This window comes from Clostridium muellerianum (genome assembly GCF_012926525.1).
Lineage (GTDB): Bacteria > Bacillota > Clostridia > Clostridiales > Clostridiaceae > Clostridium_AM > Clostridium_AM muellerianum.
Genome location: NZ_JABBNI010000032.1, coordinates 1 through 17,728, shown reverse-complemented (window position 1 = coordinate 17,728; position 17,728 = coordinate 1). Strand labels below are relative to the sequence as shown.

General features: G+C 27.2%; 16 protein-coding genes. 7 read left to right on the top strand and 9 right to left on the bottom strand.

Going from position 1 to position 17,728, the window contains the following annotated elements:
- Positions 1 to 187: 187 nt before the first annotated feature.
- Entirely contained in the window at positions 188 to 1,915 is a 1,728-nt protein-coding gene (locus HBE96_RS15655; protein ID WP_169298674.1) for a cell wall-binding repeat-containing protein, read from the bottom strand.
- A 725-nt stretch (positions 1,916 to 2,640) separates the two neighbouring features.
- Here HBE96_RS15655 and HBE96_RS15650 point away from each other — a divergent pair.
- Complete coding sequence (locus HBE96_RS15650) at positions 2,641 to 3,498, top strand: SDR family oxidoreductase (RefSeq protein WP_169298673.1); 858 nt, start codon at positions 2,641 to 2,643, stop codon at positions 3,496 to 3,498.
- A gap of 97 nt (positions 3,499 to 3,595) precedes the next feature.
- On the opposite strand, the gene HBE96_RS15645 is transcribed toward HBE96_RS15650, so the two are convergent.
- The 6 genes from HBE96_RS15645 to HBE96_RS15620 all read right to left on the bottom strand — a co-directional run bounded on the left by HBE96_RS15645 (position 3,596) and on the right by HBE96_RS15620 (position 8,755).
- Positions 3,596 to 3,754 (bottom strand): DUF1540 domain-containing protein, encoded by a 159-nt coding sequence (locus HBE96_RS15645; protein WP_169298672.1) that lies wholly within the window; start codon positions 3,752 to 3,754, stop codon positions 3,596 to 3,598.
- 241 nt (positions 3,755 to 3,995) lie between these two features.
- Positions 3,996 to 4,754 carry a YibE/F family protein gene (locus HBE96_RS15640; protein WP_169298671.1) on the bottom strand — a complete coding sequence of 253 codons (759 nt, stop codon included), beginning with the start codon at positions 4,752 to 4,754 and terminating at the stop codon, positions 3,996 to 3,998.
- Positions 4,755 to 4,758: 4 nt separating this feature from the next.
- Complete coding sequence (locus HBE96_RS15635) at positions 4,759 to 5,886, bottom strand: YibE/F family protein (RefSeq protein ID WP_169298670.1); 1,128 nt, start codon at positions 5,884 to 5,886, stop codon at positions 4,759 to 4,761.
- A gap of 340 nt (positions 5,887 to 6,226) precedes the next feature.
- Complete coding sequence (locus tag HBE96_RS15630) at positions 6,227 to 6,841, bottom strand: hypothetical protein (RefSeq protein WP_169298669.1); 615 nt, start codon at positions 6,839 to 6,841, stop codon at positions 6,227 to 6,229.
- Positions 6,842 to 7,155: 314 nt separating this feature from the next.
- On the bottom strand, positions 7,156 to 8,133 hold the full coding sequence (locus tag HBE96_RS15625; protein ID WP_206154959.1) for a TRM11 family SAM-dependent methyltransferase: 978 nt from the start codon (positions 8,131 to 8,133) through the stop codon (positions 7,156 to 7,158).
- A gap of 298 nt (positions 8,134 to 8,431) precedes the next feature.
- Positions 8,432 to 8,755, bottom strand: a complete 324-nt coding sequence (locus tag HBE96_RS15620) for a hypothetical protein (RefSeq protein WP_169298668.1) — start codon at positions 8,753 to 8,755, stop codon at positions 8,432 to 8,434.
- A 354-nt stretch (positions 8,756 to 9,109) separates the two neighbouring features.
- Between HBE96_RS15620 and HBE96_RS15615 the strand changes: the two genes are divergently transcribed.
- Positions 9,110 to 9,280, top strand: coding sequence for a uracil-DNA glycosylase (locus HBE96_RS15615; RefSeq protein ID WP_169298667.1), 171 nt, complete (start codon positions 9,110 to 9,112; stop codon positions 9,278 to 9,280).
- Positions 9,281 to 9,394: 114 nt separating this feature from the next.
- Positions 9,395 to 11,428, top strand: a complete 2,034-nt coding sequence (locus tag HBE96_RS15610; protein WP_169298666.1) for a methyl-accepting chemotaxis protein — start codon at positions 9,395 to 9,397, stop codon at positions 11,426 to 11,428.
- A 160-nt stretch (positions 11,429 to 11,588) separates the two neighbouring features.
- On the opposite strand, the gene HBE96_RS15605 is transcribed toward HBE96_RS15610, so the two are convergent.
- Complete coding sequence (locus tag HBE96_RS15605; RefSeq protein WP_169298665.1) at positions 11,589 to 12,026, bottom strand: hypothetical protein; 438 nt, start codon at positions 12,024 to 12,026, stop codon at positions 11,589 to 11,591.
- 327 nt (positions 12,027 to 12,353) lie between these two features.
- Positions 12,354 to 13,040, bottom strand: a complete 687-nt coding sequence (locus HBE96_RS15600; RefSeq protein WP_169298664.1) for a PspA/IM30 family protein — start codon at positions 13,038 to 13,040, stop codon at positions 12,354 to 12,356.
- A 416-nt stretch (positions 13,041 to 13,456) separates the two neighbouring features.
- On the opposite strand from HBE96_RS15600, the gene HBE96_RS15595 reads away from it, so the two are divergent.
- The 4 genes from HBE96_RS15595 (at position 13,457) to HBE96_RS15580 (ending at position 17,437) form a co-directional block, all read left to right on the top strand.
- Positions 13,457 to 13,990: a sigma-70 family RNA polymerase sigma factor gene (locus HBE96_RS15595; protein WP_169298663.1), complete on the top strand. Its 534-nt coding sequence runs from the start codon at positions 13,457 to 13,459 to the stop codon at positions 13,988 to 13,990.
- On the top strand, positions 13,991 to 15,220 hold the full coding sequence (locus tag HBE96_RS15590; RefSeq protein ID WP_169298662.1) for a DUF4179 domain-containing protein: 1,230 nt from the start codon (positions 13,991 to 13,993) through the stop codon (positions 15,218 to 15,220).
- A gap of 46 nt (positions 15,221 to 15,266) precedes the next feature.
- Complete coding sequence (locus tag HBE96_RS15585; protein ID WP_243186962.1) at positions 15,267 to 16,238, top strand: phosphodiester glycosidase family protein; 972 nt, start codon at positions 15,267 to 15,269, stop codon at positions 16,236 to 16,238.
- Positions 16,239 to 16,354: 116 nt separating this feature from the next.
- Positions 16,355 to 17,437 (top strand): hypothetical protein, encoded by a 1,083-nt coding sequence (locus tag HBE96_RS15580; RefSeq protein WP_169298660.1) that lies wholly within the window; start codon positions 16,355 to 16,357, stop codon positions 17,435 to 17,437.
- Positions 17,438 to 17,728: the final 291 nt, after the last annotated feature.

Sequence of the window (17,728 nt, the reverse complement as noted above, 5' to 3'; positions counted from 1 at the left end):
ATACGAGAACTTTTTTTTCAATTCTATAATTAGTGGAGTAGTTGCTGAAATTTTAATTTGTAAAAGATAGCTAAATTTATTTATAATTTCAAAAGCTATGAAATATAAGTTTAACAACTAAATTTCATAGCTTTTATTTACACTCATTATTTGTTTTAAAACAAACTTATTAATTGTAATATTAATTTTAGTTAGCTTTAGTTAAAACAAGATATTTAGCACCCTTTACATATGCAGGATCGAAATCAGTATGTTTATTAGGATTTTTTTCAGCTACATAGAATATTCGTGCACTTTTGGTATCTTGAGAAACTAATCTATTTACTACGCTGCCATTTGAATCATATTCCTCGAAAAGGTAGCAATCACCAGTGCTATCTAGTGGTTCAATTTTATATTTAAAAGTTCTGTTTGGCCATACTGCAGTAAGATCATCTTTAAATTCATATGTGTTATTAGCACCATCCAAAAATTTTCCTACATAAGCAGCTGTATTTATAGATTTAACGAAATCTGTTTTAACAAAGGTTTCATTATATAAAAGGTTAGAACCAGTAGCTTTAGAAATAAGAGAATCAAGAGTTATTGTATTATTATCAATGTCTATATTAAAGAGGGTATCATACTCATCAGTTCTGTCCATCCCATAAAACCAATATTGGTTTTTAGATACTTTTTTGATTTTTTGAATAATTTCTAGTTGAGCATCATTTTTATACGCTGTAATAAACTGATATTTATTGGAAGCATTAGTGTTAAAGTGAAGTATTTTATCATTGTAAGGTATTGTTACATTCTTCTCTTTTAAATAAATTTGTTTGTACCAATCTCCTTGAAGCTGCGATAATAAATCTTCCATTTGAGATTCAGTTAAATCTGTATTGTCTGGAATTGAATCTAAAGATGAATTACAAACAGTAGTAGTTCCGGTAATACCATTAGCAGCATTATCACTTATAACACCTCTTCCACCTAATACATTTATGGTCTTTACACCATTTTTACTAATAAAGCTTGAAGTAGTATCTATATTGCTATTTCCTAATAGTATAATTGGATTTGCTGTTTTTCCTGCTAGTGCAGAACCAGAAAGAGCATCTGCAAAAGCTGAATCACTGGCTACAAGCACTTTACTTAAGTCTAAGTTTCCCTTAAAGTCATTTATTAATGCTAGGTTTCTGCTGTATTTATCAGCTTGATTATAAGTTTTTGTTGCTGATAGATCTTTAGAAATATTGCTATTTAGAACATCAGCTCCACCTATTAAGATTAAATCTTTATCTTTAGCACTTGCTGCATAATTTTTAACTGAAGCAGGAACGTAATTTTTAGCTACTAATATTATAGGATATTGAAGTTTAGAAGCTATAGGAGCAGCACTTAAAGCATCTTCAAAGGTATCTCCTGAAACAACAAACATGCCAGAAGTATTTCCTCCAGTTAATTCTTTAGCAACCTTAATGGAGGTTTCATATCTATCAATACCTCCAATTCTTTTTACAGTGATATTCATTGAATTTAAGGTGTTTACTATGCTATTAGAAATAACACCAGTGCCACCTATAATATAAACATTTTTAACTTTTAATTTTTGTAATTGATCTTTAGTTGAAGCAGTTAAACTATTACCTTCAGTAAGTAAAATTGGTGCATTATTAAGTTTTTTGGCTAGCGGCGAAGCAGTAATAGCGTCTGCAAACATATCAGAGTTAACCAAAATGGCATAATCAGATTGAGACCATCCATTATTGACAATGGCATTACAGGTTTCATATCTATCTGAACCAGCTAGTCTAGTGATACTAGGTTTATTAGAATTAACAGTAGTAGTGTCATTATTAGCAAAAACAGATGTTGGAAGTAATAAACCTGTACTAATTATAATTGAAGTGATTAATAATTTTATTTTTTTCATAAAAATTTCCTCCTAAAAAGTTTTGTATATAAAAAGTAATATTTTAATGAATTTTGGTAAATAAATAATTTTATTATAAAAGGTATTTGATAATAATAAATTACTTATGATCATTAATAAAGCTATATAGAGTTTAATATTAAACAATTAAATTAATTTAGGAATAGGTAAGGTATAAATGTTTAAATTGGTATTGGATAATCTAATTAAATTGTTCATGCATACTGATTTTACCATAAAAGTAGTCATGTAGTAAATGTATTGGAATGTAATTACTATTATGGTTATAAATATTAAATATGTATTCTAAAACATCATAATACTATAAATATAAAATTGATTAGTACTTTGTTACACAAACTTAGGCACATTCAATAAAATAACTAGTCAAAGATGTTAGTCTATTTTGTATCAGACAAGGAAGCAGGTTCCGCTGATAGTTGTTCTATCAAAGGGTTCTGCTGACGCAGTATGATGCAAAATAGGCTAACATACTGACTAGTTATTTTATTGAATGTGCCTTATTATTTGGTGGTTTGTAAATTAGACATCTGAGAGAAAATTTTACGTATTAATTTTTACAAAAGAAGTGCAATCTAGGATTAATATAAACAGAGTTTTTGGCATAAGAAGGGGGGGAAGATTACTGAATAAATAATAAAGATTTTAATGAGCAATACTAGCTATGTAAGAAAAATATTATTTTAAAGAAAGGAAGAGGAAATATGAATTTTCCAAAAACAATACCACCTCAAAAGCAGGATAAACAACCTGGATTAGAATCACTTATGAATCCAAAACCAATTTATGATAATGTTAATTATAAAGGTGCCAGTAAACTTAATAACAAAACAGCACTGATCACAGGAGGGGATAGTGGCATAGGCAAAGCTGTGGCAGTTGCCTACGCTAAAGAAGGGGCTGATATAGCTATAGTGTATTTTGATGAACATGAAGATGCTAAAGAAACTCAAAAAATAATACAAGAAAAAGGGAAAAAGTGTGTACTTATATCAGGTGACATAGGAGATGAAAATTTTTGTGCAAAAGCTGTAGAAACCGTAATTAAAGAATTTGGAAAACTAGATATACTTGTGAATAATGCAGCAGAGCAGCATCCTCAAAATAGTATAGAAGATATTACAAGAGAGCAGCTTGAAAAAACATTTAAAACTAATGTTTTTGGAATGTTTTATATGACAAAGGCAGCTATGCCACATTTGAAAGATGGAAGTGTAATTATCAATACTTCATCTATTACAGCATATAAAGGTGATAAAATTTTAATAGATTACTCTTCGACAAAGGGAGCTGTAACATCTTTTACTAGATCAATGGCAATTTCACTGGCAAGTAGAAATATAAGAGTAAATTCTGTAGCACCAGGACCAATATGGACACCTCTTATTCCTTCTTCATTCAATGCAGAGGAAGTTGGTAAGTTTGGCAGTAATACAGAAATGGGGAGGCCAGGACAGCCTGTAGAAGTAGCTCAAGCTTATGTATATTTAGCTTCTGAAGATTCTAGTTTTACTTCTGGTGAAACTATACATATAAACGGAGCAAAAATGGTCACCGTGTAAATATGATGTATTTAAAGAATTTTGCAAAGAATTATTTAAAATGTAAAACTAAAAAAGATTAGTAGTAAATTCTACTAATCCTTTTTTTGAAATTTAATTATTCTCTTTTAAAACTACCGCAGTCTGTACATTCAACAGTTGTTGCATTATTTTCATGTTTAGTAACCTGAATTTTGTCTAAAGTACAGTAATTTTCATTATGATCATGGAATTTACATTCTGAAACAATACATCCTATACTATTATTCTTTTGCATAAATAGCACCTCCAAGATTAATTTTTATGAATTCTACGATAATATTGTGTGATATTAACTTATATATATTCATGGTATTTTTTTAGTTTTATTGAAATAAAAGTACATTTTTTAATAATACAATAGAATAAATATATAGGCTTAGGGAGAAAGAATTATATGTAAAATTATAATAGAAAGTCAAATCATAAGGCAATTAATTATTTTTTAATGTGTAAATTCATTACATTAATATTTGTATTTAAGAGTTTGACTTTAAATACAATATGTTTGCTGTAATTATAGAAGTTATAGGTATAATAAGTATAATACCTATTCCACCACATAAAACTTGAAATACTTCTGAACAGAATACTTTAGCATTTATTATAGATGATACTGAATAATGAAGCTCATAAAAATAAATGATTAAAGTCATAAAACCACCTATGTATGCAAAAAGTAATGTGTTTGTCATTGTACCTAAAATGTCCTTTCCAATATTCATTCCAGATTTTAATATTGTAGATTTACTAATAGAGGAATCATTTTTATATAATTCATACATTGATGATGATATAGAAATAGATACATCAATTATTGCTCCTAATAGTCCAACTAGAACTTCACAGATAACTATTTTTGAGAAATTAAGTTGTACATAAACGGAAAGAGAAGCAATTGTTTCAGATTGTTCTGTACCAAAACCTTGTATTTGTGCATTACCTGCCATATTATATGTAATAAGCATAGTTATAAATATAACCAAAGTAACTGAAATAAGAGCCGAAACTGTTTTTTTATTTAGTCCATTAATGTAAAACAAGGTAATATAAGTAATGGTTATAGATCCTATAAATGTTATCTTAATTGGGTCCATTTGAGCTGCAATAAGTATAAGCATAAAAAACAAAATTGAGAAATTAAAAATTAAGGTAAAAAATGATTTTACGCCACGTTTGCCACCTATAATTATCATTAAAATGAATAATATAATTAACAATACCATTGATACATTCATAGTTTTAAAATACTCCAATCTTATGATTTTTAAAAAGCATTACAGAGATATAAATTGTAATAGGTATGCTTAGAACAATTCCTATACTTCCAGTAAGTGCACGTACAAGTTCCAATGAAAGATTTATGTTTATAATATAAAAAAATGGGAAACCATTTTTTAATAAAAGCAGTATAAGTGGAACGCTTCCGCTAATATAAGCAAAAACTAAAGTATTTGTCATAGTTCCCATTATATCTTTTCCAATTTCCTTACCTGAATTAATAAGAACTTTGCTTTCAATGTTTGGATTTTTATCGCATAATTCCTTTATAGAAGAAGAAATAGAAATTGCAATGTCCATTATTGAGCCTAGGGTTCCTATAAGAATCTCAATATAAAATATCTGCTCTGGAGGGTGAGTGAGAAATTCCATTTCCTCAAATATGATACCATTCCAGTTATTTAATTGTATTACAGAAACAGCTATTAACATTGATAGAAGAGTTCCTGCCATTGTGCCAAGTATGGCAGAAAGAGTTTTTTTATTAATTCCACATACAATTGAGATAGACAAAAAAACAAACAGCAGGCTAGCTATAACAGAAATAATTATAAGATTATAACCTTGTAAAAATAACTTAATTACAATACAAAAAATTATAATATTTATTATTACACTGGCTAAAGAGCGAAATCCTTTGAAACCACCTATTAACAAAATTAGCAGTATAAATGTGGAAGCAATGTATACAATATATTTATCCCTTTTAAGATCAAGTATTTTTCCAGAAATTGTTTTTGAATTTGTATCTTGTTGTACTGATACAAAAACTTCATCATTGACTTTTAAGTTTAAATCGTTAATTTCAGAATATGATGATGAATTTTGTAATTCAAGTTCGAGTCCTTTATAATTTCCATTCATAATTATTGATTTTATTTGTTGTTTTTTAATTTGTTCCACATCACCATTTATGTTTGTAACTTTAGAGGGTGTTTCTCTTATAGATATTATTTTTGCTATGGTTTTATCATAATAGTTTTCATTATTTGATACAAAGCAGTAAATAATAGAAGAAATAAATACTAGTGATATGGCAATTACGGAAGTAAGTTTATTTTTCTTTAATAATGACAGTATTTTTTTCATGATTTATATAACTCCTTTTTACCCAAAGGCTGTTTTTGGTGATATTGTTATTTAAAGAATATTTGATAGTAATGATTCACAATTTAAAATTGAAACTTAGTACTATATTGCTTTGATTTTAATGATAACATATTGAAAAAAGTACGTAAACTTATAAAAATTCATAGTTCCTTAAGTAAATAAAAAAATAATAAAATCCCTGAAATCAAGCGATTTATATAAGCCTTGATTTTAGGGATTTCATTATAATTGGTTTTAACTTAGAAAAATCTCATTGTAATTTTTCATAATCACACTAGATTTATCATTTATTATATTTACAGGATGATACAGCAAATAATTATTGTTCATTATCATTAGCTTCAGAAGGTTCAGCTAATAGGGAGTTCTTTAAATTAGCTTTTCTGTTATCTAAAGTATTAAGATTTATATGTTTTGTAATTGTGCCATCAGTGGTATTCATTATAAAATCATGTAGATAAATTCTTCCATCTGCAGTATTTGCTACAGCATAATTTTCGCTATGACTTTTAAAAGGAACCCAAGTGTAACCACTGTTAATTACTTTATCCAAATCTTCTTTATCAATTATAGTTTTTGATTTTTTTATACCATATTTATCTCTTAATATAATAGCAGAAGTTTCTTGGTCTAATGATTCATAATCATTAACACCATTATTTTGATCATATATTGATATGTTACATCTTCTATTATCCAACGTATCTCCATTAACATGTCTAATAGGAGCTTTAGGATGTGTACCTAAAATAAATGAAGGTAAAGTTTGCTTTTCAATATGTTTTTTACCAGCTGTATTAGAAGAAAATACAGTTTGAACTAAATAATTATTAAATTCTTTGTTCCATTCAGCAAACCAAGTTCCTTTATCTAATACTGCTTTTAAATCAGCAGCATCTATTTTAGTATCAATAATTGAACCATCTTTTTTCATTAGTTTTACATATGCAACATTTTCTTTTATTTCGTATTCATTGATTTTTGTTTCATATTTACTTTTTATAATAGAACACCTCTTTCATTTTTTCATAGGTTGTATGTTAAAAAATTTCAATACCTATTATTATATCATAAATATACTTTTACAAAGCATATTTTTAAAATTATTACAATTACTAATATATTCAACTTTCGTAATATGATTATATTAAGTCAAAATTTAAAACTCTCAATTTTCAATTGGCTAATCATTGTATTGGCTCAAATTATTGAAAATTAATAGCTGCTTAGTTATGAAAATTATATAAACTACTTGCATATAGTTATATATCTTTTAAACTTACTTTTAGAAACAGAGCAGCTATCAATAATATCAAAGCCAGCTGAGAGAATATGCTTATCCATATCTTCAAAAGTAACAATTACCATTTTATTTGATATTTTACGAGCAGTTTTCATTATATCTACTTGTTCTTTAAGTGTAGTTGGGGAAAATAAGCCATAGGGTAGATCTATAATAGATACATCAAATTTATCTTTTATATCATGCATAGTACCTGTAGTAATTACATTTTTATAGTAAAGGTATTTAAGGTTTATTTTTGCATTTGCAGCAATCATAGGGTTTATTTCCCAGCCCTTAATATTAATTCCTAAGGAAAGTGCTTCTATAATAACTGTTCCAATACCACAGCAGGGATCTACTACTTTGTAATTCGAATTATTGCATACTGCGATGTTTACTATTGCTCTTGCAACTCTTGAATTAAGCGCATTAGAGTATGAATATGGTTTTCTACTATGAAGTTTCCAGTCAGGTTCACTTTTCTTATATTCACCAAATATCCATTTACCATTTGATTTGGTTACACCAAAAATCAGCTCAGGATTTTTCATTTCGGCTTCACCTTTTATATTTTGCCCAAGTTTATATTCAATGTTACGTCGATTTTCATAACCAACAGTTTCATCACCATAATTTATATAAGAAACTTTAAATTTTTCATATTTAAGGTTGTCTGTTGTAATTTTATGAATTATATCCTCTAAGGATTTTCCAGTATACATTATGGATATACATTCTTTTATAAATGGGCTTCTAGAAGGGTCGATGTAATGATAAGAAAAGAAATGTTTTACATTTGGAACTTTGTTAAAAAGACATTTCATTTCCATTTTACATAAGCTTTCTTCATCTGAAGAAAAGTTAATTATGTAAAAATACGGTTTGATTTTGCCATTGAGATTTACCTTTGGTTTTATATCCATAGGTATTAATTGAAACATAAGTGCACCTCTTTAATAGGTTCAGAAAAATAAAAAGCACTACAAGTAATAATGTAAGAAGATTACTTAATAGGCTTGATGTATTACTAAACAATTATTTATACCTTTAATGTAATATATAATATATATAAAGTCAATGACAGAAAATTGAACTTTAAAACATAAAGTAAACTGTATGTGCAGAAGGGGTAATATGAGAAGTTATTAAAAAGTTTTTTTATTTAAAACTTTTTAATAAATGAAAGAAATCCTCTTAAGTTTGAGGATTTTTTCATTTTAATGAAGCAACAGAAACGTATTAAAATCCTTTGATTTTACCTTTAAGTGCTTTTATACGTTCATTTACGTAGCTAACAAGTTTGCCTTTATTATTTTTTACACTATTTGGAGCATTAGAAACTATAGTAATGATGTCTAATTTACTTCCTTTTACTTCTTTTGCAACTTCATAGCCTAAATAAACATTTTTTACTTTCCAATAGGCATTGTTAAATTCATCTGCTTGCTGTTTAGTATAATATCCTTTTTCAATACCAAATTGAAATAAATCAGCTGCGGCTTCTAATTCGTCTAAGTCTTCAGCTTCTAAAGTTTCATTAATGAGACTCTGAAATGTTTTCATTATAGCCTCCCCCTTTTAAGTTATATAATAGTAATATTTTAAGCTTATAATATAATGCATATACTGGTATATATTGGTATAAGTTAGGCTTAATACCACTAATGCTTAAATAATAATTATATAGAATTTTAAGCTTTTCTACAAATAAAGTTATAAATAGGATAACAAGTATTCATATTATCATATTTTGAGTAAAAAAACCATAATATTGTGTTTTTTTTTATATTTTTGTTATTATATATATTATTAATTTAAAATAAAACTATCAATGAATCTTATTTGGGGTAATATTAAGTTACACAGCTACCTTATGAAGATTTAAAATTTTTACCCTAGTATATGGAGATGAAATATATGAGTATGAAAAGAGTTCAGTGCAATAAATGTAAGTATTATTATATTACATGGGATAGGAATTTCCCATATGGATGCAAATTATTTAATGTAAAATCAAAACAAATGCCTTCAATTATTGTTTATCAATCTATTGGAAAGGAATGTGAAAATTATTCCTGTAATCAATAAAATTTATATGAAATTATAATTATTATTATAATTCACCTAATAATGTATTAAATGTTTTATAAAAAGATACGAGAATAGATTTAAATACATACATAGTGAGGGGAGCTGTTTTTTATGACTATAAAAAAGAAAATACCTTTTTTAATAGCAATAATAATTATTATTTTAATGACTGTAACCACTATATTTATTGATATTAGGTATAGTAACATAATAGCCAATAAGACTAATAATCAAATACAGGAAATATGCAATCGTTCTCAAGAAACTATAAGTGTAACAATTGAAAAAGAAAAATTGGGAGTTAGAATTTTTTCCGAAAAGAATGTGACTAGAAATTTACTTAAGGTAAATAAGGATTTTCCGGGTAGTGAAGAATTTAATAAACAGCAGCAGGATATGAATTTAACTCTGCAGGATTATATTAAAAATGCTAAAAACCTAGAACATATTTTTTTAGTAGATACTAAAGGAAATATAATTGCAGATAGTGATAAAAATTACATTGGTAAAAATTTAGATGATAGGTCTTATAATAAACCAAGTTTACAGGGTAAAGATTCAATAAGTGAAGTAATTATGTCAAAAGTAACTAACAATCCTATAGTAGTTTTTACTAATCCAGTTAAACTAAATGGTGAAATTTTAGGATATGTAGGTACAGCAGTATATGGAAGCAGTTTTTCAAAATATTTAGCTAATGCTAAAATAAGTAATTTTTCATCTGGTTATGCCTTCTTAATGGATTACAAGGGTAACATGATTTATCACCCTACAAAGGAAAAGATAGGTAAGGCTACAGAAACACCTGAAATAAAAGCTCTAGCTGATAAATTGAATAAAGGTGAAACTGTAAAAGGCAGCATACTTAAATATAATTTTAAGAATGTAGATAAAATATCAGGTTATCAGGTTATACCTGAAACAAATTGGCTTATTGTAACAACTGTTAATCAATCAGAAGTATTGAAAGATGTGAAAGGAATGACTCACGTTATAATAATTATATCAATTTTACTGTCATTAGTGGCTATAGGAATAGGTTATGCATTTTCATCTAAAATTACAAAGCCTATTACTGAAATAGTTGATCTTATACACAAAACGGCTAATTTGGATTTAGAGAATGTTGAAAGCTTTGACAAATTATATGAATATAATGACGAAGTAGGAACAATGGCTCGTGCTATGGGGGATATGAGGAAGGTCTTAAGGGAGATGGTTGAAAATATGAAATCAGCTTCCAATGCAATAAATTCTAATGCAGTGTTGGTTGAAAAATTAACCACAGAACTAAAAAGTTATGCAGAAGAAACAGCAGCAGAAAGTGAAAATCTTTCAGCAGGTATGGAGGAAAATGCAGCTACGGTAGAAGAAGTTTCAGCTTCATCTGATGAGATGGGAAATGCAGTAAATTCTATGGCTGAGAAAGCTACAGATGGCTCAGCTAATGCTAACGATATTGCAAAAAGAGCAGAAAGCTTAAAGAAGGTTTCATTAGAATCAACTAATAAAGCCAATTCAATATATATGTCAGTAAAAGATGATTTAGAAAAGGCTATTGAAAATTCTAAATCCATTAACAGAATAAAGTCATTATCTGCTGATATACTTGAAATTGCAGAACAAACAAATTTACTTGCACTTAATGCTTCTATAGAGGCAGCTAGAGCTGGTGAAGCTGGAAAAGGTTTTGCTGTGGTAGCTGATGAGGTTAGTAAATTAGCTGAAGAATCTTCAGCAACAGCTAGTAATATTCAGAATGTAGTAAGTCAAGTTACAGAATCAGTAGAAAATTTATCAAATAATTCATCAGAACTTCTTAAGTTTATTAACCAAACTGTTTTAGAAGACTACAAGGGATTGGTGAAAACAGGGGAAAGGTATAATGAAGATGCTGAAGCAGTAAATGACTTTATGGTTGATCTTAGTGCTGTAGCAGAAGAATTGAGTTCATCTATTACAGGTATAACTAGTGCTATAGGAGAAGTGGCAAATACTGTAAGCGATGGTGCTAGAGGTGTTACTGAAATAGCTAGTAAGGCAGCTAGTATAAATGAAAGGTTAGGCAGTATAAGATCTACTACAGAAGATAATAAGCAAAGTGCTGATAAGCTGCAGCAGATTATATCAAAATTTAAAGTTTAAATATGTGAGCAAATAAACTTTAAACGAATTATTTTAATCTTATTAAAAAGTAATGTAATTAAAAGCTGTGAAATTAAGATATTAACTTATATTTCACAGCTTTTTCAATTAAAGATGGAATTCATATTAAATTATGTGCTTAATCTTTAAAATAGATTCTTTATAATAAACTTAAGGCTAATTTTTTTAGTGAATCTATTTTGCTTTCATAATCAACGCAAGTGTTATCATAAGAATCTTTTACTCTTTTAAAGTAATTTACAAAGTCTTTTTGTTTATCCTTGCTTATATTAAGTTCATAGGCTAAATTATTTAAAAAATCTAGTTCTCTTTGGTCGTAAGATCCATCTGATAAAGCAAGTCCAGTTAATTCAAAATAAATTATGTTTTTAACTCTATTTGTAGAAGTTTTTAGATTTTCAGTAGCTGCTTCAAAAGATAAATTTTCTAAAGTTTCATTAGTCAATGAAAGTTCTTCTATATAATTATTTATTAAGTTCTTTTCGTTTTCAGCAAAAACTTCATCTACATTAGCTAGCAGCTGAACTAAATTAATAAAGCTAATAGATTCTTTTTTATTAAGTTCTTCTAGAAACATGTAAATTCCTCCCTATCAATAATAATAGTCATTAACACAATATTACAATATAATAAAGTAATTGTGAATACAGTATTATAAATTATTTAGGCATCTGAAAGAAAATAATAAGTCCAGATACAAAGTATATTTTGTGTCAGGCAAGGAGGCAGGTTCTGCAGATAGTGAACTATCCAAGGGTTCTGCCGACGCCGCATGACGCAAAATAGACTAGTAGATAGACTTATTATTTTTTTTGAAGATGCCTTATACTATAACTCAGGGCTCTAATACCCTACCTTTTTAAGAAGGGCATTTTAGAGCGGATGCATTTATGAATAAGTTGAATTAGGATTCAGGAGGAGTTGAAGTTTCATTTGAATTAGATTTTACTTGATATTTTTTTAATTCTTCATCCAAGTCCACTTCTTTTAATTTTTCAAATTCTTTGTCTAAAGAATTATCTTCTCTTAAATCATTTAAACCTTCTGCTAGGGATTCTTTTTTCTGAACCTTTCTTTCAATGTCATTTAAATTTATTTTGTTGCTTCCAGCATCTACATTAGATAAAATTTCATTAACTTTTTTGCTGGCTTCTGCATTATTATATCTTGCAGCAGCTTCATCTCTATAAGTTCTAGTTTTTTGAATTTCTTCCTCTAATTCTTTTAATTTTTTCTTAAGGTCTTCTCCTTTTTTAAAGGCATCTTCATAACTTAGTTTTAATGATTCATAAGATTTATCGGCTTCAAGTTTTTTAGCTAAGGCCTTTTTTGCTAATTCTTCATTGCCTTTACTCATGGCAAGCTTTACTTTTTCATCGAATTCCTCAGAAGCTTTTTTAGTATTATCCATTTTCTTTTGTATTTCATGAACATTTCCTAAAATCTGTGCAGAAGAGAGCTTGGCTTTATTTAAACTCTCATCCATATCTCTAAGCTTTTGATCTAAAAGCTCAATTGGATTTTCCATATCGTCTAAAGCACCATTAACCTTTGCTCTAAAAATGTTGTTAACCTTTTTTAATATTCCCATAAAAATCATCCTCCTAAATATATTTTAAGTAATTTTTAATCCACAAGTAAAAACTATGAACTTATTATATAGTTAAATATACTATATAACAAACTTTAAAAAAGCACGTTTTAAGTACGATAAAACTATTTATTGAAATCAAGCTCTTTATATCTTAAGAAATCTTAAAGTTTTAACGGTATAGGGGGAAGGGAGAAAATATTAATGAAGTATAAGAGATTAATACTTGCTATTTTCTTTCAGATACCTAAGATAATTTTAATAAGAAAATAAAATATAATTATGAATTAATTTAGTACAATATGATATACTGACATTATTAAAATTAAAAAATATATTTAGAAATGTAACTTTTTATATAATAGAATTGTCTAATATATGAGACCTATGTATTATCCAATTAAAGAGGTGAAAAAATGAATGATATCGATAGAGTGATTAAAGCTCAAAAAGGAGATGATATAGCTTTTAGTGAATTGATAAAATGTCATAAAGAAAATCTTTACAAAATAGCTTTTGCATATTTAAAGAATGAACAAGAGGCTTTAGATGTTGTAGGTGATACCATATATAAAGTTTATATTGATATAGATAAGTTAAAAAACCCAGAGTTTTTTAAAACATGGATTACAAGGATAGTAATAAATAATTCTATAAATAGATTAAAGAAAAATAATAGAGTAATTTTAATTGATGAGTACGAAAAGATTGATAATTTTAATTTCAATGATTTAGATATAGAAACGGATATACCTAAGTGTATCGATCTTTATAATGCTATTGATAGTTTAAATGTAAAATCAAAAACTATAATTATTTTAAAGTATTTTCAAGATATGACTATTTCGGAAATATCCAAGCTGCTTGAAATTCCAGAGGGAACTGTAAAAGTTTATATACATAGAGCTTTAAAAAAATTAAAAATTCAGCTGAGGGAGGAATTTGCTTAGATGGACTTTAAACCTAAAAATGGTTTTGAACAGATAAAAGTTTCAGATAACCTTGATGATGTAGTAGAAAAAGCTATTAGAAAAGCCAAAAATGATAAGAAAAAAAATAGGGTTAAAAGAAAATTAATTAAGTATACAGCAGTAGCAGCATCAATAGCTGTTATATTTGTGACTAGTGTAAAATTTATACCAGTTTTTGCTCAGGCTATAAGTAATGTAACTATTGGACAACCAATAACTCGTGAATTACAGTGTTATTATGATAAAAATATAGCAAATGCAGTGAAAGAGGGAGCATCTCAATGTGTAGATGAAGGTAAAATAAGCAAGAATGTAAAAGTTACTATAAATAATATTGTTGGAGATGATAAAAATTTATTTATATTTTATACTCTAAACGGTAAAATGAACAAGGAAGGACTTAAAAATCTTCTTCTGCAGAATTTTAAAATAACTGATGATGAGGATGACGAGCTTTTGGATAGTACTTCTAATTATTATTCTAAACTTCCAGCTAAGTTAGATCATAAGGATGGAGAATTTTTATTAACATATAATAAGAAATATAGTTGTATAGTTGCTTCTCTTGGAGATAGTTTTAAAGATTATTCTCAAAATCAGGAGAGCTATGGATGTATAGAAATATCGAGTTGTAGTGGAAGTAAAATACCTGAAGAGTTACATTTGAAATTTTTAAGTTTAACTGAAAATTATAAAATGAGTTATTCAAAAGAAAAATATGAAAAGTTTGTTTCAAATTTTAAAAGAGAGCCAATAAGTATATCCGGAGAATGGAAATTTGATATAAATACTTACAAAAGTTTAAAATATAAAAAGCCTGAGGTGTATAACAATATTAAGTTTAATGAAAATGATACAGATTTTAATATAGATTCTGTAAAAATATATCCTGCACATATTGAAATGAGAATAAAATTAGGAAAAAATAAAATTAATTCAGCACAGTGTTATTCTATAGGGCGTGAAACTATAAAAAATGGGAAATTAGATAACAGCAAGTTACCTTATCTAGTTGATGAAAAAGATAATAAGTATATGTTCTCAGATAATGAATTAGATGAAATGGATTCAGATAATTGCTTAAGTATGAATTTTCAAAGTTCCTATTTTAAGGATTCTAAAGAACTATATTTAGTAATAAATCAGCTTAATTACGATAATGATTTTGGAGATTTTTCAGAAAATATTAAAAAAGTAAGGATTAAGTAAAACTTAATTCATATAAAAAATAAAATAGGAAATGAGGAATATATTAATGGCCAAAAAGACCTTTTCGTTTAAAAAATTTATAGCGTTTATTATTTATATAAGCTTTTTTATAGCAATTACGTCACCATTTTATGTATTATATGGGCCTTTTCAAAATGTAAAAAAGACTATAGTGGGAATGGTTTGGGGATCTAGACATAGATATCTGGTGGAAATGTTTTTATCAAAAGAAAAAGTTGAGGCGATAGTAGGTAGTAGTAAAAATACTGAATCAAAAGTTGATGAAGATATTGATAAAATTAATATACAGCATAAAAATGATAATGAAATAATTAAATATGAAATAAATGATAAAAAGTTTGATGGTTACCTTTTAGAGATAAAGGATCCTACTAGAATAAAAATTGCATATACTAAATATTCAGACAGGGGACAAAGAACTAGCGAAATGGCTAAAGAGAGGAATGCTGTTGCAGCTATAAATGGTGGCTCTTTTGTAGATAAAAACTATGCGGGAGTCGGATCAACACCAGGAGGATTTGTTATTTCTAATGGACAAGTTACATACAAGGATTGCGATGAGGATACTCCAGCAAATGTAATAGCTTTTACAAAGGAAGGTAAGCTAATAGTGGGTGATCACAGCATAAATGAACTTAAAGCTCTAAACGTAACTGAATGTCTATGTTTTCAAGGTCCTACACTTATAATAGATGGTAAAAAACAAATAGACGATCCTCAATGTGATGGCTCTAATCCAAGAACAGCAGTAGGTCAAAAGGCAGATGGTACAGTATTGTTTTTAGTTACAGATGGTAGAAAAAATCTAGTAAAGCTAGGGGCAAGTCTTTATGATATACAGAAGATATTGTATGATCATGGTGCAATTAATGCTGGAAGATTGGATGGAGGATATTCAAGTACAATGTATTATGAAGGTGAAGTAATCAATAGTCCAAATGAATGGGATGGAGAAAGAACAGTACCTACAGCTTTGTATGTGGAACCAGAAAAATAATAAAACAAGCTAATTATTATTAAAATATACATTAAATAATACTAAAGTAAAGCTAAGTATGAATTTTACTTGATATTAAATGTAGAATTATATGATTTTATAGGGAGTTGTATTGTATGAATTTATTAAAAAAACTGTTAATTTGGAGTATAATTGCAGTATTAATTGAGTCGGGAATGCTTTTCTATTTAGATAAAGCATATTCAGCAGCAAGGTCAGATTATAAAGAAGTAAAAAGTACCGCAAAATCAGAGAAAAAGGCATATAATGAAATTAAAGTTCCTGAAAATGCGGAAAACATACAGGTTTCATATGACGGAAAATATGTATCTTATTGTGAAGATAATGTATTAAAGATAGCTAATTCTCAGGATAGTAAAATTCAAAGTATAGATATCAATAGTAATTCATCTATTTGTTATTCTAGATGGCTGCCAGATACTAATTGGTTGTTGATTTGTGAAAAGGATACTAAAGATAGAATAAATTTTTATAATTATAATCCTAATAAAAGCAGTAAAAATCAATTAATTGATCATGACATGAAACCATTAATAATTGAACTTGATAATAAAAGTGATAAAATAGAAGATATTGCTTTATCTACAGCAAATCATGTAATGTACACCAAAATTTTACATAAGAGTGGTAAAAGTGATATTTATGGAACTAATGTTATGGGTCAGGTTGAAAAAATAAAAACTAGTAACAATAAAATAGGTAATATTTCAATGCTAAATCTTGCTTCTAATTTAATTTATGAAGATAAGGAAGAGGATGAAATAAAAAATTTGACTCAAACTGTAGTTAAAAATAAAAAAGGTGATGAAAAAAAATTAACGGATATTTCTAGTATAGATTTTGATGATGATAGTAGAAAGGTTTTATTAGGTACAGATACCCAAGATAGAATATATGCAGGAATTTTAGAAAGCGGAAAAGTAAGTCAGGTAATACTTGGAGAATTAAAAGATTCCACATCACCATGGAAAAAGTTAAAATTATCAGCGCTAACAGACAAGGATAACATAGTTATAACTGCACAAGGTAATATGTATATAAAAGATAAATCCCAAAATTCCGTTAAAAATGCAGTGACAAATGCAGAAACAAAGTATAATGGAAAATTTATAGAAATACAAAATAAATATATATATAGTCTTTATGATAATAAGGTAATTAGAACTGAATTAAAATAAGTATGTCCTTAAGATATCTAGGTAAAATCAAATTATGCAATTCGTTTTAAAATTTATATTTAATGAAACAAATTATTAATTTTTTTATGATGAAAATGGATTAAAAAATCACTATCAATTTTATTAAATTTAAATAAATATTGATAGTGATTTTTATTAAGTTTTTTAATTACCTAAGTTTCGTACAAACGAAACTTTAGTAGTTTCCATATTATAGTTTCCAAAAAATAAATAATGGATAATACCAAGCCTTGAAGTATAATTTTCTTTGCAGAGAAAAATTAAGAAAGG

Bases quoted from the DNA above. Each gene is read 5' to 3' on its own strand.
- HBE96_RS15610 (WP_169298666.1), top strand. From the start codon at position 9,395: ATGACTATAAAAAAGAAAATACCTTTTTTAATAGCAATAATAATTATT.
- HBE96_RS15600 (WP_169298664.1), bottom strand. From the start codon at position 13,040: ATGGGAATATTAAAAAAGGTTAACAACATTTTTAGAGCAAAGGTTAAT.
- HBE96_RS15625 (WP_206154959.1), bottom strand. From the start codon at position 8,133: ATGTTTCAATTAATACCTATGGATATAAAACCAAAGGTAAATCTCAAT.
- HBE96_RS15650 (WP_169298673.1), top strand. From the start codon at position 2,641: ATGAATTTTCCAAAAACAATACCACCTCAAAAGCAGGATAAACAACCT.
- HBE96_RS15640 (WP_169298671.1), bottom strand. From the start codon at position 4,754: ATGAATGTATCAATGGTATTGTTAATTATATTATTCATTTTAATGATA.
- HBE96_RS15655 (WP_169298674.1), bottom strand. From the start codon at position 1,915: ATGAAAAAAATAAAATTATTAATCACTTCAATTATAATTAGTACAGGT.
- HBE96_RS15630 (WP_169298669.1), bottom strand. From the start codon at position 6,841: ATGAAAAAAGATGGTTCAATTATTGATACTAAAATAGATGCTGCTGAT.
- HBE96_RS15635 (WP_169298670.1), bottom strand. From the start codon at position 5,886: ATGAAAAAAATACTGTCATTATTAAAGAAAAATAAACTTACTTCCGTA.
- HBE96_RS15580 (WP_169298660.1), top strand. From the start codon at position 16,355: ATGAATTTATTAAAAAAACTGTTAATTTGGAGTATAATTGCAGTATTA.
- HBE96_RS15595 (WP_169298663.1), top strand. From the start codon at position 13,457: ATGAATGATATCGATAGAGTGATTAAAGCTCAAAAAGGAGATGATATA.
- HBE96_RS15620 (WP_169298668.1), bottom strand. From the start codon at position 8,755: ATGAAAACATTTCAGAGTCTCATTAATGAAACTTTAGAAGCTGAAGAC.
- HBE96_RS15605 (WP_169298665.1), bottom strand. From the start codon at position 12,026: ATGTTTCTAGAAGAACTTAATAAAAAAGAATCTATTAGCTTTATTAAT.
- HBE96_RS15590 (WP_169298662.1), top strand. From the start codon at position 13,991: ATGGACTTTAAACCTAAAAATGGTTTTGAACAGATAAAAGTTTCAGAT.
- HBE96_RS15585 (WP_243186962.1), top strand. From the start codon at position 15,267: ATGGCCAAAAAGACCTTTTCGTTTAAAAAATTTATAGCGTTTATTATT.
- HBE96_RS15615 (WP_169298667.1), top strand. From the start codon at position 9,110: ATGAGTATGAAAAGAGTTCAGTGCAATAAATGTAAGTATTATTATATT.
- HBE96_RS15645 (WP_169298672.1), bottom strand. From the start codon at position 3,754: ATGCAAAAGAATAATAGTATAGGATGTATTGTTTCAGAATGTAAATTC.